We start from the raw sequence: 24,073 nt of genomic DNA on the forward strand, positions 1-24,073 counted from the left end.
TTTTTGCCGCAATGTAAAAAAATCAATAATGCATGGAAGACTCCTTAATCGGGCTGCTGAACCGCTAGATATATAATTCATAAGGTTACATGTCTCTTTATCGACATGATAGTATTGATCTATAACAATGCGACCGAAGGGACGATAATGAACCATGAAAAATAGGAATGTAACGGCGGTGCCTGCCGAATATTTGAGGTCCGTTAATGAAGAGCTTCAAGGGACGATTCAAGAGGTTTCCTATGAGGTAAGCAACTATATTCATTTATCGCGACAGCTTGTAACAGATCGGAACATCGCTATAAGTGAAGCAGGAAGAGAAACCGTTAAAGGTGATTCCATATGGAAGAAATGCAACGTCTACCTGCCAGCGGGCTATGACCCGAACGACACAGCCGTCAGATATAATGTATTGTATTTACTTCATGGAGTCGGCGGGGATCATTATGAGTGGTTAAGCAGCAATGGTAAGGTTGACGGACGATTTATTATTTGCAATCTATTCGACAATCTTATTGCAAACGGCGATATCGATCCGCTGATCATCGTCTTTCCCAACGGAAGAAGCGCGCATGACTGGATGGATACTTCCTTCACTTCGGAGGGTACCAATATGCTGGGATTCTATTACTTCGATTATGAGCTGAGATATGATTTGATTCCATTGATAGAATCTAAATACAAAACCTACGCGAAAATAACAGACACATCACCGGAGGGAATTGTATATAATCGCAGTCATCGAGCGATTGCCGGGCTTTCGATGGGGGGAATGCAAGCTCTGAACCTGACTCTCGGAGGTTACAGATATGATTCGACACGATTTACTGGAACCAAGAGTATCTGGGACAACGGACTAGATAACACGGTGCTCGCGTCAGGCATGTTAGATTTGTTCGCTTATGTCGGAGCTTTTTCAAATGCTCCCACATCGAGTGACGGCAACGTTCTTGGAGCAAGTCTCGCATCATGCGATCATAAGCTTCATTTGCTATATATGACCTGTGGAGATGCCGATGGTGTCGCTATTGGCAGCTATGCAAAATCGATAGAAGGTCTATTAGAACAAGCGAGGAATCATCTTGGTCATTACTATCAAATTTTGATAAAGGATGGTTTCCATGATTTCAACGTTTGGAATAACGGTGCCTACAATTATAGTCGCTTGATATTTAGAAATAGCGATGAATATATGTCCGATATTGTTCAGAAGACGCTTACCTAATCATTCCTTCCACCATCATTTTTGTCGTATTGAAGAGAAAGGAAGTAATCGCGAGATGAAAGGGTTCTCGAAGTATATAGGCGGGATTTCCATTAAGAATAAAATATTCGTTGCGAATATTTTAATCATTGTCGTATTTATTTCCACCCAGTCGATCTTCGCCAACACGATTTCGCAGAAGGCTATTATAGAGAAAGCCATGAACAACTCATCCAGGGAGCTTGTGCTCATCAAAAACAACCTTCAAACCTTGTTATCCACCATTGAAGATTATTCCAAAATTCTGGCAAGCGATTATCGATTGCAGAGCGTGCTCTATAACGATTATTTGATCAATAATAAGGTTAATGCAGGCAAACCGGTTGAAGGATTAAATAACCTCTCGATGAACAAAACCCTTTCAGAGACGATTAGCAATATTGTGGAGCCTAATACAAAAATCAAAGCAGTCAGCATTCTTACCTCCAATCAACATTGGGTGGACGTTGGGTTTGCCGACAACGCCTACGCTTCCCGCCTATTCGGTTACGGTTATGGGGCGGATGACCAAACCTATTTGCCCATTTGGACAGGTTTGATCAAATTCAAATTCTTATATGAAGGGGAAGACAACGTATTTGCGGTTTCCAAAACGGTTATTCACAAAGATACAGGAAAAACGATCGGCCGAGTTTTTTTGTACGTGAAAGAAACGACCATTGCCTCGATTTACGAAGAGGGGAAAAATAAGGGCGGCGAGTTTTATATCGTCGATTCCGCCGGGCGTATTATTTCCTCACAGAATAAAGCCATGTTATACCGGTATTTCAAGGAAGCCGTCTCTATCAGCATTCCGGGGGACGGTAAAGACGCAAGCTTCATCCAAGGCAGCGGAAGGCAAGAAAAGCTGATACTCACCTACCGCTTTGAACCGTTGCAATGGACAATTGTAAGCGCTATCCCCATGGATGAGATTACTTCGGAGCGTGAGGAAATCAATCAATTGATTATCGGGCTTGGGGCTGCATGCTTGCTGCTGGCATTAATGGTGTCCTTCCTGTTGTCCCGATCGATCACGAGACCCATCTTCCGGCTTGCCAAGACAATGAGAGAAATCCGAACGGGAAAGATGCAAGTCAGAAGCTCGTACCAATCAACGGACGAGATCGGATATTTAAGCGAGGGCTTCAATAGTTTAATGGATCGCATTGAGGCGCTAATGGCCGAGAACGTCGAGAAACAAAGGACAAAAGCCGAAATCGAATTTAAATTGCTGCAATCGCAAGTGAAGCCTCATTTTTTGTACAACACGGTCGAAACCATTATTTCCCTTATCAAGCTGGGCCTTGGGAAGCAAGCCATAACGGCGGCACAATACATGGCGAATTTCTATAAGATCTCGTTAAGCAAAGGCAGCGATATCATTTCGATAGGCGAGGAGATGCGTTTAACGGAAAGCTATTTGGAAATTCAGCAGCTGCGTTACGTGGAATACATGGCTTACACGATGGAAATCGACAATGACATTTTGGCCTATTCAATACCGAAGCTAACCTTGCAGCCAATCGTTGAGAATGCCATCTATCACGGGTTGAAGCTCAAAAAGGAAAAAGGAATCATTCGCATTACCGGAAGGCGCTGCGGCAACAATGTGGAAATCGAAATTTACGATAACGGGGCTGGCATGCACAAGGATCAAACCCAGGCGATAATGGCAGGATCCGGGGTTCCCAATGAAGCCGGCGGTTTTGGGATCAGAAGCGTATCTAATCGGATCCGAATGCTGTACGGGGACAGATACGGACTGAAAGTTGAAAGCGAATACGGCGTTTACACGAAAATTATCATCGTACTGCCTCTTCATTCTCATTAGCTCCTGCAGCATTCATTAGGCTCATTTCTAATATTCGCATGCTAAGGATGAAATAGGACAGGAGGAAAGACATGTACAAAGTACTTATCGTCGATGACGAATATTATTTCAGACAAGCCTTGAAGATTTCGCTGCCATGGAGTGAGCTGGGGTTTCAAATCGCGGGGGAAGCAAAAAACGGGGCGGAAGCGCTGGAGATGATGCCTGAAGTTGAACCGGATGTCGTATTGGTCGATATGAATATGCCGATCATGGATGGTTTGGAGTTTATACATAAAGCCAAGGAACTCGGCCGGAAAACAAAATTTCTGGTGTTGTCGGGACACAGCGAATTCGCGTATGCCAGACAAGCCGTGCAATTAGGCGTGTTTAATTACGTGCTTAAACCCATTAACGAAGAAGAACTCCAAGGCTGTTTGCTGGATATGAGGGAGCTGATACGAACGGAGCGCCGGGGCGAGCTTGAGTTGGACGATTTAAGAAAGCAGGCGAGCGAAGGCTTGTCTGTCAGGAAGGAGCAAGTGTTAATCGGTTGGCTGCAAGGCAATGGACAAGATATCTCTGGAGCTGAGCAGGATCGGTTAAGGGAATTGGGAATAAAGCTGGAAGGACTGCATTATCGAGCGGTTGTCGTCGATCTGGATGCAAACGAGGAGAGGAATCTTGAGGAGGGTATGCCGATCCGCAAAGCCAAGGTGCAAGAAATTGCTCAACACCATATACAAAGCGCCTTTCCGTGTGTCAGCTGTCACGATCAAGATACGCGTCTAGTTTTGATCATTGGCTCCCCTGACGGCTCCTTCAACAGCTTGGAAACGATTTGTGAACGGATTCGATTAAACGTACAGAACGACATGGCCAGAACGGTAACAATCGGCGTAGGGAATAGCTGCGAAGCGTTTGAGTTCATTCCGGTGTCATACAAAGAAGCGTTAATCGCCTTGAAGCAACGTTTTGTATGGGGAGGCAACAAGGTGTTTGTTCATTCCATGCTTACGGAAACCGGTATGAAAGTCGGTTTGTTCTCGGTGGAAAAAAGAAGCGGCTTGCTGATGTTCATGAGAGTCGGAAATTTGTCCGAGACGGAAGAGTGGCTCTCCCGTTTTTTTCATGATGCTCGCGTTCAAAAGGCTTCCATGGAAATGCTGCTCCTCGCCGGGATTGAAATCGTATCCACCTGCCTTGAATTTTTGGCCGAAGCGTCGCAAAGCTTTGAAGACGTCTTCCAAAATACGACGCAACCCGATATGATACAGCACGTTCAGCGGATGAAAACCTTTAATGAACTGGAGAACTGGACACGTACTACAATTCTAAGGGCCATGAGCCATGTGCATAGTCGCAAGCCCAATAGAGCCGCCAAAGTCATAGAGGAGGTTAAATTGTATATAACGAGGCATTACGGCAACGAGGAATTGCGGATCGAAGATATCGCGAGAAGCGTTCATGTCAATTACAATCATCTTTGCTTCGTGTTCAAAAAGGAAACGACCTTCACGATCAATGACTACCTGACCGAAGTACGGATCATGAAAGCAAAAGAACTGTTTGATCAGGGAGAGAAGGTTATCCAAAACGTAGCAAACCGGGTGGGCTATGCGGACGCCAATTATTTCAGCAAATGCTTTAAAAAGTATATGGGAATCACGCCCAGCAAATATGTGAATCAAATCCAATAAAGCTATTTAAAGCAGGCGCTGGACGAGAGTGAGAACTTTCCTCTATCGTCTATTTTTTTGCCGTTAATTTTACTGCTGGCCCGAGAATACTCTCTGTACTAAATTTAGGAAGATTCGTAAAATTAGCTCAAGGTCAAGGTTGATACCGCTTTCAACAGCTAGACTCAACCAATATCCGTTTCGACAAATAGGGGAGGTTTACAATGAAAACGAAGTCAAAAGCAGCAGCTATGTTCCTTATGGCAAATATTCTTCTAGTTTCATCGGCATGCAGCAGCGGGAATGAAACAAAGTCCAACCAGCCGTCCAACAATCCGTCGCCTTCGGCAGCTAGTACGGAAGATAACAAGGAGACTGCTGCACCGGACGGCAAAAAAATCAAGATGAGAGTTATAACGATTACGACCGACGAGAATCGCAATAACATCATGGAAAAATTCATCAAGCCTAACATTGCCGCTGCGCTTCCCAATCTTGAAGTCGAGTTTGAGCCGGGCGGCGGCGGCGAGGATATGGCAAACAAATTGAAGACGTTGAATTCGTCCGGGGATATGCCGGACGTATTCTGGAACGATGCGGGCTACTTTACCCCGCTGAAGAACACGGGCAGCATTTTGGATCTGACACCCTATATTTCCAAAGACGGCTTCTTGGACAAATATGCGGTGCCGGATGCGTTAAAGCATGTCGATAACGGAATTTACAGCCTATCCTCCGGAGCCGACACGTATTTCACCCCCGTCATCTTTTACCATAAAGACATGTTTGAGGAAGCAGGGGTTAAGGTGCCGACGACGTTCGATGAGCTGATCCAAATCTCGAAGACACTCAAGAGCAAGGGCATGGTTCCAGCCGTTACTCCCGGCAAGGACGGGTGGGGTCCGAAAATCTTCATGCTGCAGCAAATGATTCAAATCGGGGATCCGCAGGCGATGGCGGACCTCGTCAGCAACAAAACAGACTTTACCAATCCATCCGTCAAGGAAGGGGCGGCCCGCATTGAAACGCTGGTCAAGGAAGGCGTGTTCCCAGACGGAATAGCCAACCTGGATTACGGTCCGGCGATGGAGATGTTTACGTCTGAAAAAGCGGCAATGTTATGGATGTTTACTTGGGAGCTGCCAAATCTGGCAAAAGACGAAACGGTTGATTTCTTCCCGTTCCCAAGCGCGAGCGATAAGTATGATCCTGCACAGACCGTACAGTTCTGGGGTTCTCCGGTTAACGGCTATGCGGTCAACGGCAAAACCGAGCATCCGGAAGAGGCCGTTAAGCTTGCCGAATTTCTGGCCATGGCGGATGCGTTATACTTCGAAACTACAGGAGCACCAATATCCTTGCAGACCGGCAACCAGGCAAATGACAGGAGCCCGCTCATGCAGAAGTTCGTTGACTGGTACAATCCAATCCCTAATAAAATCGCGTCCTTTGCTCTTAATTCGCTAGATGCGAGAACTTCTGCCGAAGTGTCTACGCAAGGAGCGAACTTATTGACGGGCGAGTACGCTGCCGAAGACTTTAATGCCGCGATGAACAAGATTTGGGGCGAAAATACGTGGTTTAACAAGTAAAAAAGAGGCGATAACAGCTAAATCCCCTTCGGCTAAACCCGGGGGGATTTAGACACAAATTAAATGGTGGAGAGAGCGATGAACAAGTACTTTAGCACCAAAATGTCCATATTTGTTTTTGCTTCCCCGGCCTTGCTGCTGTTTACTGTATTTTGCGTATACCCCTTGCTGCCGGAGATCTGGATGAGCTTGCATAAGCATGACGGATTTCGAAATTTGGGTTTTGTTGGTTTAGATAATTACAAAGACGTGATGGCTTCGCCATCCTTTTGGACCGCTCATAAAAATACGTATCTTATTGTAGCGATCTCCTTATTGCTAGGGCTGCCCCTATCCATGATGCTATCGCTTTTTATGGACGCTCAAACACCAAGGTTTCGTCGATTCTTCAAGACGGCGGCGATGTTCCCCGCTATCTTGTCGGTTACGGTTGTTGCCCAGATCTGGCTGGCGTTCTACGAACCAAATTGGGGATTGTTCAACAGCATTCTTCATTCTTTCGGTCTGAGCTCCTGGACGCATTCGTGGTTAACGGAAAAGAAAACGGTAATGCCCAGCATCGGGCTGACATTCTTATGGCAATATATTGGTCTCAACGCGATGCTGTTTTATACAGGTATCAAGACCATACCGAAGAGCTACTATGAAGCGGCTTTGATCGACGGCGCCAATTTTGTTCAAGTCTGCTTGCGAATTACGATCCCCTTGCTGCAGAATGTCATCAAATACGTACTTATTCTGTCTACATTAGGCTCAATGGCCTTCTACTCGCATGTGCGAGTCATGACGGCAGGAGGCCCGGGCGACCTATCCAGGACGGTCATCTACCAGATGTATTATACGGCATTTGATACTTCCGAGTTTGGCAAAGGTACTGCAATCGCCGTTATCTTTATTCTGGAATGCCTTTTGATCTCCTTTATCATCCAAAGGTACGTAGCCAGGGAAAAACTAGAGTTTTAAGCTAGGGGGGAGCTTTCTGAAAGTATTAAATCGAGTGTTTTGGGTAGCCGTCGGGTGCACGTTTCTGTTTCCCTTGTACTGGATGGTAACGATGTCGTTGAAGTCCAAGAGCGAAGCTTATGACAATCCTTTTGGCGTACCGTCTTCCTTGGATTGGCTGAACTTCAGCGAAGCGTTGTCCAAATATCATTTTTATACGTATTTCGAGAACAGCTTGATTTATACGGTTGGCACAATTGCCATAACGCTCGCAACGGGCAGCATGCTTGCTTATTGCCTCAGCCGCATGCAATGGAAACTCAATTCGGCTGTGCTGTTTTATGTATCTATGGGATTAATTGTCCCAATCGAGGTAGTCGTTATTCCTTTATTCCAGCTGGTTAAAACGCTGCATATCAAAAATAGCTATTTCGGTCTTATCCTGCCGTATTCCGGCTTCGCTATCGCTTCCTGCGTACTCATGCTGTATGCCTTTCTCCGTTCGTTGCCCAAGGAGCTGGAGGAAGCGGCATGCATAGACGGAGCGAATGTCTATCAAACGTATATAAGAATCATATTTCCAATCGTGATGCCAGCGCTGTTGACGCAATGCGTCCTTATATTCATTCGGATATGGAACGAATTCCCGCTAGCTTTTATTATTGCCTCCAAGGATCAATTCCGGCCGCTTACCGTGGGCTTGCTTGGTTTCTTTGTCAACGTGGGAGTTACGGATTGGGGGCTGATCGGGGCGAGTATGCTGCTGTCCAGTCTGCCTATGATTATCGTTTATTTGGTAGGCAACGAGAAGATCGAAAATGCTTTGACAGCCGGGGCTATTTTGAAGTGAATTAGCCGGCACATGTGTATAGTATTTTACTTACATCCAAGGAGGTTTTATGGAAGTGAGAAAAAGAGCATTCGTTTGGATTATGACTTTCGTAATGGTATTTTCCATGCTGCCCTTTTCAAGGTCGGTAGTCTCGGCTGACAGTGCGACTAGTACTACTATCTATGTTGCTGCAAACGGCAATGATAACACAGGTGACGGAACGCAAGGAAAACCGTACAAAACGATTGCCAAGGCAAAAGCGGAAGTAAGGACTCTGCCTAAGACCGGCGGTGATATTGTCGTTCAAATTGCGGATGGATTTTATTCGCTAAATGAAACCCTGGTTTTTACACAGGAAGATTCCGGAAGTGCAAGCAGCACGATTCGCTATGAGGCGGCACCGGGTGCGAAGCCGGTAATCAGCGCCGGTGAAATGCTGGAAAAAGGCGTATGGACAGAAGCGGTTGGCCTTACCCAGACTGGCGGCTTAAAGGCGTATAAAACAACCCTTAACCGAAGCGATAAGCTGCGCGCGATCTATGTAAACGATAAGCGCGCCAACATGACGACGAGCCCGCAAATCGTTTCAACGGGCAGAACCGTCACGGGTACCCCTACAGTCAGCTTTACCTCCGCTGATAACCCTTGGGCGTGGCAGAACGGCAGCAACATTCGGGCCGGTATCGTATTCGATGCCAGCGTAGGTCTGACGACGGAAACGAAAAACCCTCAAAACATCGAGGCCGAAAGCATGGGCGGCTCCACCGCCAGATGGGCGAGACCTTTTGTCACTTTCGCGTCGATCGAACAAGCGCCGGCAGCCAGCAACAAGCCCGGCGGTGTCATGCTCCGGTTCCAGATGCCGTATGGGGCGATTTCACAGTCTTTAGGCAATAACACGCAATACAATCCAGGTAACAATCAAGTCATCCGCAACGCCTTCGAGTTCTTCAACAAACGCGGCGATTTCTATTTCGACCAGGCAGAAAGCACGCTGTATTACATCCCGCTTGCGGGTGAGGATATTAATACCGCCGAGGTAGTCATTCCAAAGCTTGAGACGGTCCTCGACATTAGAGGAATCCCGGTAGGAGATCGGTTGAATCCTATTGAGGGCTCGGATGATGGACGCGTCAAAAACATAACCTTCAACGGGCTGACATTTGCCCATACCGACTACAAACTGTTTGAACTGACAGGCACCTACACACTTAGCGACGGATCCGGTCCAGTAACGACCAGCTCCCACGGCTATGCGTCCGTTCAAGGCTCAATCGTGAACAAAGTTTACTTCCCAAGCAGCATTAACTGGCATGAGACTTTTTACCGAGGGTATGACATACCGCCTGCAGTCGTAATGATCAACGCAGCGAGGAACATTAAGGTACTGAACGGCGAGATCGGGCTTGCCGGATTTAATGGCATCCATATTGAAAACGATGTCAAGGATATCGAGGTCACGGGCAACTATATCGTGGATACACTCGCTTCGGGCGTTGTAGTCGGACATCCGCAGCATATCTATGAAAACGATGAACCGATTAAGCATGAATCTAGCGTTTCCGTCTCCGGCACGCCAATAAGGAACTGGGCCGGCGTTAATAAGGAAAAGTTTACGGCGGGTACGGAAGCCGTGCCGGAAAATATTTATATTACCAATAACTTTTTGTACAGGACCTGCTACGGATTTCCGGGCGCCAATGCACTAGCCTCTTTCTACACAACGAACATGCAAGTACTGCATAACTACATTTACGACACCACTTACGGCGCCATGAGCATCGGCTGGGGCTGGGACGAGTACGATGGGTTCGGCTTTACCGCCCAAGGTGCGAACAAGACCGGCGGCCCTTACCATGGTACGCATGAAACAAGCGTCGCAAGATCTCCGATCATTTCCACAACCTCAAGAAATAACAAAATAAACTATAACCGGATAGAGGAAATTTGCACGGTAGTTAACGACTCCGGAGCCATTTATTCGCTGGGACGCCAAGGTGATCCGGGTAATTTGCCGGGCGGAGGGACATGGGACTCCGTCAATAATTTGACTAACGACCCCGTCACCGACAAGAACAGCAACTGGCATCCCGACAACTGGACGAATTTCACCGAGATGAACTACAACTTTCTTAACCCGAATCCAACTGACAAACCTACAACCTCCAACAACTGGACCAACGGATTCCATCCCGACGAAGGCAGCACGTTCATTAAGATGCTGGGCAACGTCGTGCAGTCAAAGCTCTCCCATGCCCCAGGACAAAGCCGTCTTTTTGAATTTAACAACTGGAAGCGCAAAAGCGATATGATTGCCGCCCAAGGTTACGTGGACGGGAATAACAATCAGAACGGCGCTCCTAGGATTATTAACGACAATTACAAAAGCGAAGCCCGCATTTGGCCGGTTAAGGGCAACGAAATCGTTTTGAATTCGGGTCTTGCGAACGAATACACCCATATGATCCCAAGAAGCCTCATTGCGGATACCGAGTTTGAGCTGGCTTCCAACGTCATCATGGGTAAAGGCGAGAAGCTGAACCGCAGAGGTCTGCTAAGTGCTCAAGACACGGTTTGGCTCGCGCCTGCGAACTCAACTCTCTTTAACGAAGGCAATACGATGACAAAAGCTGCCGGCGACGCAAAGTCGATCAAAGCACCGTCTGCCGCAGGTGAATACAAACTCTATATCCAGTACGGAGACGGCAGAGAAACGGCCACTTCCAAGTATACGGTATACGTCGACCAGAACGCGTCAGCGATCAATGTGGCAGACGGGGAAAATTACGAAGTTTCAGCGGTACGGCCTCTTGAACTAACTTTGAGTAAAGACTACACCTATACGCTGAGCGGCAATCCCGTTGTGAGCGGGTACAAAATCGCCACCGAAGGAAGCTGGACCTTGGTCGCCAGCACGCCGACGGAGCCAAATGCCATGACCGTCAACTTTACCACGACCGTATCGGTAGCCAACAGGCTGCTCCCGGCGGATGTATCGGTAGCTCCTGGCGGGCAGGTGAGATTTGCTCTCGATTTGGATGACTCGACTAAAAAGATATGGATATCCTCGTCGAGCGGCGGACATTTCGATGGAGGCGACGATGAAACCGTAGCTTCCGGCGACATGCTCGGGATGACCGCGCCCATGTTGCCTGGTCCGTACATTATTTACGTACTGGCGGCAGACGGAGAAGTACTGAGTCAGTCTCACGCTCGCGTTGTGGTGAGCGATAAGACGCCTGCCGATATTCCTAGAAATGGTCTTGACTTATGGCTTAAGGCCGATGAAGGCGTGGAAAAAGATAGCAGCGGCAACGTGACTGGATGGACAAATATGGGAAGCGTCTCAGCGAGGCTTGTCCCGGCGAACGTCCCTGGCAGCGGCGGCGATAATCTTGGAACACCATCCGGCAACCCTACGTTAAAGAAGGATGTATACGACTATATAGAATTCGCCGCGAACTCAAGGCCGCTGAAGGCTGCAGGCTTTAAAGATTATAACGGCAGTATGCAGATGACGATTTACACGCTGGTTAGACCAACAACCACAGCCAACAACTCCAGCGACCAAAATGGCCTTGTTTATTTCGGATTGAACGAGGCTTACCAAACATGGGCTGCCAACGACGGCTGGAGCGGCATTAATCTCGGTGTAGGAACAAACCGAGTTAACATCCGCTTTGGTAACGGGGATGGCGGCGTATCGGGCGGCGGGCAGCAAATGACAACCACAGCCACTGACGGCCTCGTCAGCGTTCGTGCTCAGCTAGACGGAACCAATAGAGCCGTTTATGTTGATAACAACGTCATCGGCACCCCTGGAACTAACGCTAAGGCGCTTTCCGGGAACAAATCGGACCTTGGCGTAGGATATACGATGGCGGCTGCAACACCTTTCCGCTTCATGGGCAGGGTCGCGCAGATACTCATCTACGACAGGGTGCTTACAGCTGACGAAATTACGAAAGTAGAAGCTTACTTTAACGAGGTCAAAGCCGGTCGTGGCGGTTCCGCGAACCCAACTACCCCAATGGCAGTCGACAAAATGCTGATGACCTCCTTCATAGGGACTGTCAACAATCTGGACGATACGCTTTATACCATCGATTCATGGAACAATTTCGCAAGCGCTTTAAGCGAGGCTCAAGCTGCCGTTTCGAATGGCGGAATCGGGCAGGAAGCAGCCGACAATTCCTATTACGCGCTGCGCAGCGCGTTCAAAGCGCTTCAACTGTCAGAGGAGCTGGAGGTTTCCGGCGAAGCTGGTGCGACTTCCATTACGACGAAAGACGGCACGCTGCAAATGCTGGCGAGAGTGCCGGTCGTATGGTCGGTAACCGCAGAAGACGGTTCGGAGACAAATGCGGCGATCATTAGCGAGACGGGATTGCTGTCGGCCAAAAAGAACGGCGTCGTGAAAGTAACGGCGAAAGCCGTCGGCTCCAGTTTGAGCGGCAGCGCACGGATCACAATCAGCGGTCAAGAAGGCGCGTTGCTGAGCGGAGCTGCTTCCGTCATATCCGGGGAACCATTCAAATTGAACTTTGGCTTGAACAACTTGACGTCCGATGTTTATGCGATTGATCTGACCGTTCGTTACGACCCTGCGAAGGTGGAATACGTATCGGGCATCTCTCTGGTGGATGGATTCTCGATCGTGCTTGACCAGGAAGGCACTTCGGGCGGCGGTGAAGCCAAGATCCGATTCCTTGCCGCAGGCGCAGGCCAGGCCATTTCCAATACTGACAATCTTCTGGAGCTGAGCTTCAAGGCCAAAACCGTCGATGCGACTGTCGAGCTTAACACCATCACGGTCGAAAATGTTATCATCTCGGACGGCGTCACCGAAACGCCGGTAAGCTCGACCAGCCATAATGTCGCGATCGAGGTTACCGACAAGACGGTTTTGAGAGCGGCCATTGCCACGGCCGACAGCCGCTTGACCGGCGCGATAGAAGGTTCGTTCATTGGACAATATGCGCCTGGTTCGAAAGCGCTGCTGCAAACGAAGCTTGGTGCCGCCAACACCGCGCTGGCCGATACGACCCTGTCCCAGGCAGGAATAGAAGAAGCTGCAGCGCAGTTGACAGCAGCGATAACCGAATTCGACGGATCGTTAAAAACGTTATCCGGATCAAGCGCGTTGACCGTCGGAGATTTGGCGGTTATCGGAAGATATTACGGGCAAAGCAGCGCGGACGTCAATTGGCCGCTGTACAAGGCGCTTGGCATTACAACGCCGCGTCCGATCGGGGTGCAGGATCTGGCGGCAGTAGCTTACCGCATCATGGGAAATCCGCAGTAAACGAATCAGGTCCATCATTTAACGATAGGCAATTTTGTTCGGGAGGAGGCGCTTACGCGCCTTCCTCCCCTATCCATTTGGAAAGGATGTTGGCAAATGATACATACAAAAAGGAAGAGCGCGCTGAGAAAGATCCAACTCGTCTGCGTAAGTCTTCTACTGGCCGGCTCGATTCTGTTAAGCGGGTTTTCCTTGGCGGCTGATGTCGCTTACGCCGCTCCGTCGTATACGCTTTCCGTTTCGAACAATGAGCCGGTCACCGGCCGTGAAGTGAGAGTCCAGGTGATCGGTCAGGAGCTGTCCGATGTGTACGCAACGGAGCTTCAAGCGACGTTCGACACCGATCATTTGCGATTCAAAAGCGCATCCAGCGACCGATTCGGTTATGCCGTTGCGCCTGCCGTAAAAGGCAGCCAAATTGTATTGGCGTTTACGAAGGTCGGACCGATATCCGGAGAGTACGGGACGGTCGTGCTGGCGGAAATGGTTTTTGAGGCGACGGCATTGGGAAGCGGAACGGTCGAGCTGAAAAAAGTAAAAACCGTGGACAGTGCAATGACCGTCGTCGATCACGACGCGAACGCAATTGCGAGCTTGAAGGTGGTCGCGGCGCCGAACGATCCGGGCCCGGGCACCGACCCGGGAAGCAATGGCGGCTCCGGAGGTGATACGCCTGTCGTCATTGCCGAAGAAGGCGGCAAAATCATTATCAAACCGACGCCAAAAGTCGACGGCTCGACGGGCCGGGTCGTATGGACAATTGACGAGTCGACCTGGTTGAAGGCTATCGCCAAGATGACGGCAGCGGGCGGTGGACTCAAAAAGATTCAATTGGCATTGACCGAGGTGCCCGGCAGCACATCTCATGCATTGGAACTGCCTGCTGTGGCGTTTAGTGATACCGCAGATGTTGTGCAGGTCGAGATTTCTACTCCGTTTGGCACGGTAAACGTTCCGAGCAATATGTTCCGGGACGGCAAGCCCCCGGCGGGGAATATCGAATTTCGCATCGAGCAAGCTGACATCGCCGGATTGGACGAAAAACTGCGCGCGCAGATCGGCGATCATCCCGTTATCGAATTGAGTGTTCGCAGCGGCGGACAGGAGATTTCATGGCGCAATCCCAACGCGCCGGCGACGATCAGCATCCCGTATCGTCTGACTGCGGAGGAAAAGGCAAATCCGGAGCATATTACGATCTGGTCTATTGACGAGCAAGGAAAAGCGATTGCGGTACCAAGCGGCCGCTATGATGCGGCGACGGGGTCCGTGCTGTTCCAGGCCACGCATTTCGGCAAATTTGCCGTCGTATTCGTGCAGAAGACGTTTGATGACCTGGGCAAATTCGCTTGGGCCAAATCGGCCATTGAAGTGATGGCTTCCAAAGGAATTATCAACGGTGTTTCCGTGACCGAATATCGGCCGGGGGCTTCCGTGAGCCGGGCGGATTTCGCGTTGCTGCTCGTCAGAACGATGGGCTTGCAGGGAGCGAAGGGCGTGGCGTTTTCCGATGTGGCGGCTGACGCGTATTATGCCGAGGCAGTAGCTGTTCTGCGCGGCATGGGCATCGCCACGGGCACCGGCGACAATGAGTTCCGTCCAAACGATGCCATTTCGAGGCAAGATATGATGGTGCTGATCACCAAAGCGCTCTCGAACGCGAACAAAGCCGTACCTGCGCCTGCGGATCCGTTAAGCGGGTTCACAGATGCCGGCAGCGTCGCCGGTTACGCCCGGGACAGCGTTGCCGGACTGATTCATGCGGGTTTGGTGAACGGGTCGAATCAGAACATCAATCCGAAAGCGTGGACGACGCGGGCGGAAACGGCTGTGTTGATGCATCGCCTGTACAACTATTTTTATAAAACACTTTAAATACGAATTACGTGACAACGAGCATGTAGATGTAATTTGCGTGACAATCGAGCATGGAAGAGCTTCGCCCGCGTTGAAACGTGGCGTGGCCTCTCCATGCTCGTTTTTTTTGCATGCTTAGGACTTACGGTAATTTTTATTTTATTTGAACAAGATGATTACAGGTTATTTTGGATCAGCTTAGGAAGCCGAATCGAGACACGGGTACCCCGACCAACTTCACTATCAATCTGTACGGACGCATGGCCTCCGAATAAATGCTCTAGTCGCCTCTTCGTATTATTGAGCCCGATGTGCCTCAGGCCGGTGGTGCTCTTTTTCTGCTGTGTTTCCCAGATTGTCTGCAGCCGTTCCGGCTCAATACCGACACCATCGTCCTCGATTGTGAGGAGGAGCAGGCTTTCAAATTCATGAGCGGCAATACGAATCGTACCGGGCTCGTCCTTTGGACATATGCCGTGGAAAATCGCGTTTTCCACAAACGGCTGAATCAGAATGCGCGGTACAAGACAATGAAGCGATTGATCATCTAACTCCCACTCCACCTTAAACATATCGGCGTACCTGTACGATTGAATGTCAATGTAATCCCTTAGCAGCGCGACATCGTCATGGAGCGGGACAAGCGAATCATCTCCACCCGTTCTCACCGCATCCTGAAGCACTCGAATAAAAGCGGCAACCATGCGGACGATATCTTCATTCCCTTGCTTTTGGGCCATGTAAATAACGGCATTCAGTGTATTGTACACAAAATGCGGATTAAGCTGCGACAGCAGTAGTTCCATTTCGAGCTCACGCTTGTCTTTCTCGTGCTGGATCGATTCTTCGATGTGAGTCCTGAGCTGGCTCGTCATTCGGTTGAACCCATTTCCCAGTTTTTCCATCTCATCACCTGTATTGATCTGTACGGATGTCTGCAAATTACCGCTCGATACAGCATTCATGGCGCTATACAGCCGCATAACCGGACGCGTAATGCGGAGGATGGCCGGAATCATAAGGGCAAGGATAAGCGTGGTGCTGACAAGCGTGAAGAAACCGAGCAGGTACAAGACGATCTTGGCCCGGTCGAACAATGACGATTGCGAGATGAAGGTGGCTAGCCGCCAGCCGGATGTTTCGAATCGGTCTACCAGCAGGTAACCGTTGTTCGCGCGGAATGCTCCTTCCTTACTCGCGGCATCATTAAGATCATTGACTAGGCTCGCAACCTCTTGGTTGTCGCCGTTTGGCTTAGCATACAACACGTTGCCGGAATCACTAAGCCAAGCCATGTTCACGAATGGACTGAAGTCGAGCAGCGACTGAAAATGGGTGTAGTCGAGATTGACGATAAACTTGCCAATCGTCTGTCCTGGTTTCTCGATGTCCCGCACCGTCACGACATAGCTGATGATTGTCGTTTCGGAAGTTGGTTTCTGATCTGCAAGCATAAGGTGGGGCTCGGTGAAGCCGTACTCAGCACCTGACTGGACGAAGTTCAAGTACCACGGCTCCTTCAAGCGCTCGCTAAAATACCCGTCGTTTCCAGCTGCGTTCCAAAACACGCGTCCGTCTGGGAGCACAATCGCGTAGCTAGTTACTTCCTTGCGGAGGCCTTTATAGCCATCGACGAACTTGAACGTGGTCTGCATCATCTTGAACTGATCAAACGTGTCAAGCTGATCATATGTTTTGTAGAACTCCTGCAGCTGCTCGGCAATGATAAGCGTTAATGTGAATTTGGAAATGTCATCGGACATATAGTCGAGCTGGCGAACTGTCTGGCTCAGCTTCGCTTTGTCCTCCTCCATCATTTGACCGATCAGGATATGATTATAGTAGTAGTATGTAAAGGCGATGGACAGCAGGAAACTGACGGCGGCGACGATAACGATTCTCCAAAAAATGACGGTGCGAAGTCTGGTCATCGGGCCTGCTCCTTCGCACGGAACTGATGGGGGAGAACGCCTGTCAGCCGTTTGAACACTTGACTGAAATGCTGGGGAGAACGGTAGCCGACGCGAGCGGAGACTTCCGCCATTTTGGCGTCCTCGTGCATGAGGATCAGTTTAGCTTGCTTAATTCGGTATTCGGTCAAGTAATCAAGGAAAGTGCGGTTTAGCTCTCGCTTGAATAGTTCGTGCAAATATCTAACGCTAATGCCGATTGCGAAAGAGACATCCTCTACCCCAATCTCACTTTGAAAGTTGGCATGGAGGTAGCGCAGCGCCTGCAACAGCTTCGGTGAGAGCTGTTTGTGGGCAGCCGATCCCTGCTCGCGCAGCTCTCCGAAAGCACGGATAAGCCGCTCGCGTATATCAGCTATATGGTAAAGGGGACCGGCCGTTCTTGGTTCGAGCGGATCTGCTTCGGGAAGTCCCGCTGCCGCAAGTCGTTCGCGATACAGGGTGGTCAGTGCACGGATGGCTTCGTACAAACCGTGCAAATCGCATTCCGGTCGCGATAGACTGTCGAACCACTCTTTGATAACGCTTTCAAAACTGCCGTAATCCTCCTGCATTAGAGAGGATGCCGCCGCGTCAAGCCACCGGCGACCACTATTCATATTTACAGGTGCCATTCGTGCCGGCAAAGGAAGATCTTCCGCACATGCTAGAGCACCACGGCCAGAGAATACGGTATGTCGTGCGGCGTCTTCCAGTTTACGGATTAAGTCAGGCAGCTGCGCTATATCGTTGCATTCAAAAGCGAAATAGAGCGAGAGGGTATGACCAAGCCGGACTTGAAGCCCTCGCTGCACGGCCGATGCAAGCGCGAAAAAGGCATCACGCTGCAACGGCGCGTTTTTGTCGCACTGTTCGAACAACGCAACCAGCCGACCTGCTCCATGCGTGAATTCTCCAATTAACTCCCAGTTCGCTGATTTCTCCACATGCTTAAATTCTTCCTTCCATCCCGTAGTTCCGTTCGTATCGTGAGTTGTCGTGACGGCTGGGATTGTCGTGAATGGCACATCTGCCTGCAAGAGGAGCGCGCAAAGCGGCGGCCGCGCAATATGTCCGCCGTTCCTGGTCGACTGACCGCTTGCGAAAAACGCTTCCTTCAGCTGCTCGGAGCGGGAGAGCTTACGCTGCTTTTCGCTCATCTCCCATGCGAGTTTTGCTTTCGCAAGCTCCAGTATAAGCTTATCTCGATCAACTTCGTGTTTGATAAGGTAGCTCGACACGCAGCCAAGCGAAATCGCCTGACGGGCGTAATTAAAATCCTCGTAAGCGCTCATTACAATGAATTTGACCCCCCAGCCGCGTTCAGCCACCGCGCGGATGAGCTCTAGCCCGTCCATGACCGGCATCCGGATGTCCACGATCATGATCTGGGGACGGTGCTCTTCACAGAGGCGAAGCGCGCTTCGCCCGTTTGTTGCCGTCGCTGCGATTTCATATCCGTTCTCTTCCCATGGGATCAACGTTCTAATATGATCCAGCGCAATACGCTCGTCATCCACCAATATGATCTTCATCGAGGGCAGCCTCCCATGTCATAAGTGACTCCATTATACTCTACATATTTGGGGCGGTGAAGCAAAGTGCAGGATCCCGACCAAAAGTGCAGTTTTGTATTGTTTACGCTTTCATAGAGACTTGTATATGATGAGAACGTAATCAAAAACCTAAGGGAGGCTTTCGGATGCGTCGTTTGAGATGGGGAAGAGGAATCGCGCAGGCAATGACTACTTTGATTCTAATCAGTTTGCTTGCCGCATGTTCAGGCGCGGGTGGAGGCAACAACGGAGAAAACAACAAGACAAGCACCCCAGCGGCAGAAACAGAGAATAACGCTGCTGTAGAAGACGGCGGCAATAAGGAGCTTTCAGGGGAGTTCGTGCTTTGGACCTGGGAGCCGGAACATCCAACGGCGATAGCGGCCTTTAACGAGAAATATCCGGGAATCAAAATTAAGCGGGTGCAGGTCGAAGCGGCGGATGTGCCGAAAAAGCTGCAGACGACGATCGCCTCAGGCGGCGAGCTGCCGGACGTTATTCGGATCGAGCGAGGGCAGAAGGCAAAGATTTTCAGCATGGATATTCTCGAGGATCTTGAAGCAGACCCCTATGTCGCGGATCGAAACGTGTTATTCGAGTATGACGCTCCGGCATTCTCCATGAACGACCATCTGGTTGCTATTCCGGACGATATGAGCGTTGCTGGCGTTGCCTACATCAAGCCGTTAGCCAAAGAGTATCTGGGTACGGACAATCCCGAAGAGATGGAAGCGATGCTGCCGAACTGGGACGCTTTCATCGATAAGGGCAAAGAAGTTCTCGACAAGAGCGGTGGTAAGGTCATGATGTTCCCGAGCCTTGGCGGGGTTTACGATATCTTGAAGGGCCAGCGGGATCAGCCCTACTTCGAGGATAACAAATTAAACGTTCAGCTGCTCCAAAGCGTAGTATCGCGGCTCGTCCAGTTCCGCGATGCGGGCATTGTAGACAAGCTTGACCAATGGACGCCGGCCTGGAACGCCTCTTTTGGCGGCGACAAATATTTATTTACGCCAAGCCCGGTATGGATGCCGCAATATGTCATCGGACCAAATGACAAGAAGCCCGATCGGTGGGCGCTTATGGTAGCTCCAGAGGGCGGCTATATCCGAGGCGGATCGTCGCACGGTATTCCAAAAGGCGCGAAGAACGCCGACCTCGCATGGAAATGGATCGAGTTTACTTCGATGTCGCAGGCAGGCGCGGAAGCGCAGAAGAAAGACGGTGTATTTACCCATTTCAAGGAAGCGTATCAAAATAAAGAGTTCTCCAATTGGACATGGGAGAACTTCGGCAGCCAGGATATTGGGGAGAAGTTCTTCGTTGACATCTCCGGGGTAACGACTGACGTAGCCGAGAGTGTGAACGATCAAGTGCTCGACGAAGCCATGAGCATTGTGCTGCAGACTCTAGCGAAGGATAAAAGTTTCGGCGTAGAGCAGGCGATGGACCGGATTCAAAAAGAGCTGAAGGCGAAATTGCCGGACATCACGTTCGGATAACGGCTCGCTGGATGCGGCAGAGACGCTGGGAGCGGCCGGGCGGCCGCTCTTTGCGCTTTCCGAAGGCAATTTAAACGATGGGAGTGAGAATGATGGATGCCGTGAAGCGAAGATGGGTGCCGTATCTATTTCTGTCGCCGTATATGTTGTTCTACGTGGCCTTTGGCCTAATTCCAATCCTGTTTTCGTTCTATGTGAGTCTGACGAGTTGGAACGGGATCGGTAAAAAATCATTCGTTGGACTGGACAACTATGCGTTCCTGTTTAACCCAGACTCTTATTTCTTCACATCAGTCGGGAATACGCTGCTGTTCGTAGGCGTGTCGCTGCCGCTTCAGATGGCCTTTGGCCTGGCGATCGCCGCGCTGCTCTACAGCAAATTCGTGAAGTGGAAGGCCTTTTTCCAGCTCGTTAACTTCCTCCCGTATATTGTCACGCCGGTTGCAGTTGGCCTCATGTTTAACCTGCTGTTCGATTGGCAGGCTGGCTTCGTCAACAAGCTGCTGCTTGAATTTGGTCTCATCGACGAAGGGATCTATTGGCTTGGCGAACCAATCTATGCGCGTATCGTCATCGTGCTGATGCTGTTCTGGAAGGGATTCGGCTACACGATGATCTTTTATCTCGCGGGGCTTGCAAACATCCCGAAAGATTTGCATGAGGCGGCTGCCGTCGACGGGGCGACCGGCATGAAATCATTCTGGACGATAACGCTGCCGCTGCTTCGTCCGGTTACAACCTTCGTTGCCATTACGGGGATTATCGGCGGCTTCCAATTGCTCGAAGAGCCGATGCTGCTGCTTGGCGGCGCTGGAATGGGATCGGCATCGGCGGTCATCGGCGGACCGGAACGCTGCTGCCTGACAACCGTCTGGAATATGTACGATACGGCATTCGGAAGCACGACCCGGTACGGATTAGGTGCGGCGATTGCTTATGGGCTTTGCCTCATTATTGCCCTGTTCTCGTTTATTGGCACCAAGTTCTACAGGGAGGACACTTAAATGACGACACGATCTCGTACCATTACGGCGACGGTCAGTATCGCTCTGCTGTCGATCGTCGCCTTGCTGCCGTTTTACATTATGGTTGTCATGGGCACCTACAGAAACGAGGATCTTTTTACGAAAATCGTACTCATCCCAGGAAACTACCTTGTGGAAAATTTCAAGACGGTAGCGGCGAGCCGGTTTGATCTGGCCTACTGGAACAGCTTTATCGTTTCGGCAGTCAGCACAGTGTTGTCGGTGTTCGTCAGCGCACTTGCGGGTTTTGCGTTTGGGAAATACGAGTTCCGGCATAAATCGAAAATATTCGGAGCCGTTCTGCTGACGATGATGATTCCGGGCCAGCTTGGCCTCGTTGCGTATGTCATCGAGATGCGCTATCTGAGCCTGTCCGATACCTTGATGCCGCTCATCCTGCCTTGGGTGGCAAACGCATTTGGCGTATATTGGATGACGCAGTTCATTCGCGGCGCGGTACCAGCGGAGGTGATCGAAAGCGCGCGGATCGACGGCTGCTCGGATCTCGGGATCTTCTTCCGGATCGTGCTGGCCTTTATTTATCCGGCAGTAACAACGTTGTCTCTGCTTGTCTTCCTCTGGTCGTGGAATAACTACCTGCTGCCGTTGATCGTCATCAACAAGCCGGAAATGTATACGATCCCGCTTGGCATCACGACGCTGGGTTCTGCATACAGAACCGATCTCGCGGCTCAAATTCTGGGATTGTCGATTGGAACTTTGCCGGTGCTCGTTCTATTCGCTATCGGCTCGAAAAGCTTTATTCGAGGTCTGACAGCAGGATCGGTTAAGGGTTGACGTGGAAGCTTCTTCTTATATAAAAATAAACGAGCCTCCGGAATCTAAATTCCAGAGGCTCGTTTATGATTTAATTCGCGATTGCCGTCCGCCCGACGGCATCCAGACGTTTCTTCGCTTCCTCGTAGATGTCGCTTGGAAGCGGGCCTAGATCGGCGAAACGAAGATTTTCCGCCAAGTGGGCGGGATTCTTGGTGCCGACAATTGTTGTCGTCATGGAAGGGTGTGACAAGGTGAAGCGCAGCAGAAACCCGGTACGCTGCTCGCCATGTTCCAATAAATCGTCGAGCTTTGCTTGATCCCATGCGCTCCAGCGATCCTCCGAGCCGCGCCCGATGCCCGGCTCGCCTTGGCCAACGCCGCCGCGAACGATAATGCCGGCCCCGGTATCCGCAGCTTTCGAAATCCATTCCTCGTGTTCGCGTTCCAGAGCGGAGTAGGGCAGCTGGAACGTATCGAACGTTCCCCAGTCCACGAAAGGAGGAAGGTTCGGAAGGTAAGAGGAGACGCCGATGTAACGGGCTTTGCCGCTAGCTTGAATTTCTTTCAGCACGTCAACCAGCGCGCCTTCCTCGGCTTGCTGCACCGTTGGTCCATGCAGCTGTAGGATATCGACATAGTCGGTTTTCATTCGTTTTAAGCTCGTATCGATATTATGAAGCAGATTATCACGTGTCCAAATATGGGACGTCTCGTCATGATCGCCGCGATCGGTGACGCAGCAACCGCATTTTGTTGCCAGAATGTACTCGTCCCGACGGTGGCTGATGAAACGGCCAATCAATTCCTCGCTGCGGCCGTAATCGTAAGAGGTATCGATCAGGTTGATGCCTGCGTCAAGTACGGCATGCAGAATACGTCCCGCATCAGCATCCTCAACTGGTCTTCCGCTCCATACACGCGGGCCGCGAATTTCCATAGCACCGTAGCTCAGCTTCGTGACTTGTAATCCGGTGCGGCCTAATATCGCTTTGTCCATCGTTGATGCTCCTTTTCCACTTTATAACATCTAAGCTGTTTATATCATTAGATTGATAGACTTGCAACTGCAAGTACTGGTTTTCTCACAATCGGACATCACTGGAAGGACCGTTGTTCTCGTTGCGGCGCGCTTCTTCCAGTTCTTGCTCCCATGTCAAATGCTGATAAGCTGCGGCGGCTTTGTCGGATTCGAACCATTGCATGAAGTCTTGCCACATGGCCGTTGTCCAGGCTGCATCGATTTGCGCCGTTGTATAAGTTCTGCTGTTCAAGCGGGCAAAGCCAAACACGTCGCGGACCTGCGACTTCTCCGCATGGGTTGCCGTTAATTCTGCCAAATGGGCCGGGATAAAGATGACACCTGCCGGCGTGCCAAGAACGATGTCGCCCGGGAGGCAGACGGCTCGACCAATACGGGCGGGAACGTTCATGCCAACCATCGTGACGTCGGCGATCGCAGTTGGGTCGCTGCCTCTATAGTAAACATTAATATTTTCGATTTGCTCAATTTGCTGATTATCTCGTATGCCGCCCCAAATGACGGCGCCTCCTGTCTTCGTGCGAGTAGATATAGCAGTGGAGAGGTTGCCTCCTACATAGGTGCCTTGATAGATTTTATCAAACATATCGATGACGACAACATCCTCTTCATCCAGCGAATCAATAACCCATTGATTGAAAAAGCCTCTGCGATCCTCTTGCTCATGACCGTAATTCAGTAGTGTGTCATGCAAATCCGGGCGCTTAGGCACCATAACGGCTGTAACCGCGCGGCCGACCATGATTTTGTTCGGATGAATGATCTTGAAATCACCCTCGAACTGATAATGATACCCTCTCGACCAGAGTGGTCCCCATGCTTCCTCAAGCGTAATTCTGCTTAATCGACCGAGCACGCTGGACGGCACTTTGGGGCGGCCATCCGGGAAGCGCTCTCCTTGCCACAGCGGTGATAGCTGGATTGTATCTTCGGCATTATTAAATTTCATATCGAACACC

General features: G+C 50.3%; 15 protein-coding genes. 11 read left to right on the forward strand and 4 right to left on the reverse strand.

What is annotated here, in order from left to right:
• The first annotated feature begins 154 nt into the window (after positions 1–154).
• The 8 genes from FHS17_RS06260 (at position 155) to FHS17_RS06295 (ending at position 15,281) form a co-directional block, all read left to right on the forward strand.
• Positions 155–1,225: an alpha/beta hydrolase gene (locus FHS17_RS06260; protein ID WP_167276769.1), complete on the forward strand. Its 1,071-nt coding sequence runs from the start codon at positions 155–157 to the stop codon at positions 1,223–1,225.
• A 55-nt stretch (positions 1,226–1,280) separates the two neighbouring features.
• Positions 1,281–3,077 carry a cache domain-containing sensor histidine kinase gene (locus tag FHS17_RS06265; RefSeq protein WP_167276772.1) on the forward strand — a complete coding sequence of 599 codons (1,797 nt, stop codon included), beginning with the start codon at positions 1,281–1,283 and terminating at the stop codon, positions 3,075–3,077.
• A gap of 71 nt (positions 3,078–3,148) precedes the next feature.
• Positions 3,149–4,756, forward strand: a complete 1,608-nt coding sequence (locus FHS17_RS06270; protein WP_167276774.1) for a response regulator — start codon at positions 3,149–3,151, stop codon at positions 4,754–4,756.
• Positions 4,757–4,959: 203 nt separating this feature from the next.
• Positions 4,960–6,327: an ABC transporter substrate-binding protein gene (locus tag FHS17_RS06275; RefSeq protein WP_167276777.1), complete on the forward strand. Its 1,368-nt coding sequence runs from the start codon at positions 4,960–4,962 to the stop codon at positions 6,325–6,327.
• Between the two features lie 78 nt (positions 6,328–6,405).
• Positions 6,406–7,290 carry a carbohydrate ABC transporter permease gene (locus FHS17_RS06280; RefSeq protein ID WP_167276780.1) on the forward strand — a complete coding sequence of 295 codons (885 nt, stop codon included), beginning with the start codon at positions 6,406–6,408 and terminating at the stop codon, positions 7,288–7,290.
• A gap of 91 nt (positions 7,291–7,381) precedes the next feature.
• On the forward strand, positions 7,382–8,119 hold the full coding sequence (locus FHS17_RS06285; RefSeq protein ID WP_243865221.1) for a carbohydrate ABC transporter permease: 738 nt from the start codon (positions 7,382–7,384) through the stop codon (positions 8,117–8,119).
• Positions 8,120–8,168: 49 nt separating this feature from the next.
• Positions 8,169–13,406 carry a cohesin domain-containing protein gene (locus FHS17_RS06290; protein ID WP_167276784.1) on the forward strand — a complete coding sequence of 1,746 codons (5,238 nt, stop codon included), beginning with the start codon at positions 8,169–8,171 and terminating at the stop codon, positions 13,404–13,406.
• A gap of 96 nt (positions 13,407–13,502) precedes the next feature.
• Positions 13,503–15,281 (forward strand): S-layer homology domain-containing protein, encoded by a 1,779-nt coding sequence (locus FHS17_RS06295; RefSeq protein WP_167276787.1) that lies wholly within the window; start codon positions 13,503–13,505, stop codon positions 15,279–15,281.
• Positions 15,282–15,439: 158 nt separating this feature from the next.
• Here the strand turns inward: FHS17_RS06295 and FHS17_RS06300 are convergent, their stop codons facing one another.
• Both FHS17_RS06300 and FHS17_RS06305 read right to left on the reverse strand, forming a co-directional pair.
• The gene (locus FHS17_RS06300) at positions 15,440–17,194 is read right to left on the reverse strand and encodes a sensor histidine kinase (RefSeq protein ID WP_167276790.1); all 1,755 of its coding nucleotides are present in this window, start codon (positions 17,192–17,194) and stop codon (positions 15,440–15,442) included.
• Positions 17,191–18,747, reverse strand: a complete 1,557-nt coding sequence (locus tag FHS17_RS06305) for a helix-turn-helix domain-containing protein (protein ID WP_167276793.1) — start codon at positions 18,745–18,747, stop codon at positions 17,191–17,193. The genes FHS17_RS06300 and FHS17_RS06305 overlap by 4 nt, the downstream gene beginning before the upstream one ends.
• Before the next feature lie 167 nt (positions 18,748–18,914).
• On the opposite strand from FHS17_RS06305, the gene FHS17_RS06310 reads away from it, so the two are divergent.
• The 3 genes from FHS17_RS06310 to FHS17_RS06320 all read left to right on the forward strand — a co-directional run bounded on the left by FHS17_RS06310 (position 18,915) and on the right by FHS17_RS06320 (position 22,093).
• Positions 18,915–20,270, forward strand: a complete 1,356-nt coding sequence (locus FHS17_RS06310; RefSeq protein ID WP_167276796.1) for an extracellular solute-binding protein — start codon at positions 18,915–18,917, stop codon at positions 20,268–20,270.
• Between the two features lie 77 nt (positions 20,271–20,347).
• Positions 20,348–21,274, forward strand: a complete 927-nt coding sequence (locus FHS17_RS06315; protein ID WP_243865222.1) for a carbohydrate ABC transporter permease — start codon at positions 20,348–20,350, stop codon at positions 21,272–21,274.
• Complete coding sequence (locus tag FHS17_RS06320; protein WP_167276799.1) at positions 21,275–22,093, forward strand: carbohydrate ABC transporter permease; 819 nt, start codon at positions 21,275–21,277, stop codon at positions 22,091–22,093.
• 70 nt (positions 22,094–22,163) lie between these two features.
• On the opposite strand, the gene FHS17_RS06325 is transcribed toward FHS17_RS06320, so the two are convergent.
• Together FHS17_RS06325 and FHS17_RS06330 are read right to left on the reverse strand one after the other, a co-directional pair.
• On the reverse strand, positions 22,164–23,072 hold the full coding sequence (locus FHS17_RS06325) for an aldo/keto reductase (protein WP_167276803.1): 909 nt from the start codon (positions 23,070–23,072) through the stop codon (positions 22,164–22,166).
• Between the two features lie 85 nt (positions 23,073–23,157).
• Complete coding sequence (locus tag FHS17_RS06330) at positions 23,158–24,063, reverse strand: RraA family protein (RefSeq protein WP_167276806.1); 906 nt, start codon at positions 24,061–24,063, stop codon at positions 23,158–23,160.
• Between the last annotated feature and the right edge of the window lie 10 nt (positions 24,064–24,073).

The sequence above is a fragment of the Paenibacillus lupini genome, from assembly GCF_011761355.1.
Taxonomy (GTDB): Bacteria; Bacillota; Bacilli; order Paenibacillales; family Paenibacillaceae; genus Pristimantibacillus; species Pristimantibacillus lupini.

What these genes read in the sequence shown, in the direction of transcription:
- FHS17_RS06300 (WP_167276790.1), bottom strand. Translation starts at nt 17,194, where the DNA reads ATGACCAGACTTCGCACCGTCATTTTTTGGAGAATCGTTATCGTCGCC.
- FHS17_RS06325 (WP_167276803.1), bottom strand. Translation starts at nt 23,072, where the DNA reads ATGGACAAAGCGATATTAGGCCGCACCGGATTACAAGTCACGAAGCTG.
- FHS17_RS06310 (WP_167276796.1), top strand. Translation starts at nt 18,915, where the DNA reads ATGCGTCGTTTGAGATGGGGAAGAGGAATCGCGCAGGCAATGACTACT.
- FHS17_RS06290 (WP_167276784.1), top strand. Translation starts at nt 8,169, where the DNA reads ATGGAAGTGAGAAAAAGAGCATTCGTTTGGATTATGACTTTCGTAATG.
- FHS17_RS06275 (WP_167276777.1), top strand. Translation starts at nt 4,960, where the DNA reads ATGAAAACGAAGTCAAAAGCAGCAGCTATGTTCCTTATGGCAAATATT.
- FHS17_RS06280 (WP_167276780.1), top strand. Translation starts at nt 6,406, where the DNA reads ATGAACAAGTACTTTAGCACCAAAATGTCCATATTTGTTTTTGCTTCC.
- FHS17_RS06285 (WP_243865221.1), top strand. Translation starts at nt 7,382, where the DNA reads ATGTCGTTGAAGTCCAAGAGCGAAGCTTATGACAATCCTTTTGGCGTA.
- FHS17_RS06265 (WP_167276772.1), top strand. Translation starts at nt 1,281, where the DNA reads ATGAAAGGGTTCTCGAAGTATATAGGCGGGATTTCCATTAAGAATAAA.
- FHS17_RS06270 (WP_167276774.1), top strand. Translation starts at nt 3,149, where the DNA reads ATGTACAAAGTACTTATCGTCGATGACGAATATTATTTCAGACAAGCC.
- FHS17_RS06295 (WP_167276787.1), top strand. Translation starts at nt 13,503, where the DNA reads ATGATACATACAAAAAGGAAGAGCGCGCTGAGAAAGATCCAACTCGTC.
- FHS17_RS06305 (WP_167276793.1), bottom strand. Translation starts at nt 18,747, where the DNA reads ATGAAGATCATATTGGTGGATGACGAGCGTATTGCGCTGGATCATATT.
- FHS17_RS06330 (WP_167276806.1), bottom strand. Translation starts at nt 24,063, where the DNA reads ATGAAATTTAATAATGCCGAAGATACAATCCAGCTATCACCGCTGTGG.
- FHS17_RS06260 (WP_167276769.1), top strand. Translation starts at nt 155, where the DNA reads ATGAAAAATAGGAATGTAACGGCGGTGCCTGCCGAATATTTGAGGTCC.
- FHS17_RS06315 (WP_243865222.1), top strand. Translation starts at nt 20,348, where the DNA reads ATGGGAGTGAGAATGATGGATGCCGTGAAGCGAAGATGGGTGCCGTAT.
- FHS17_RS06320 (WP_167276799.1), top strand. Translation starts at nt 21,275, where the DNA reads ATGACGACACGATCTCGTACCATTACGGCGACGGTCAGTATCGCTCTG.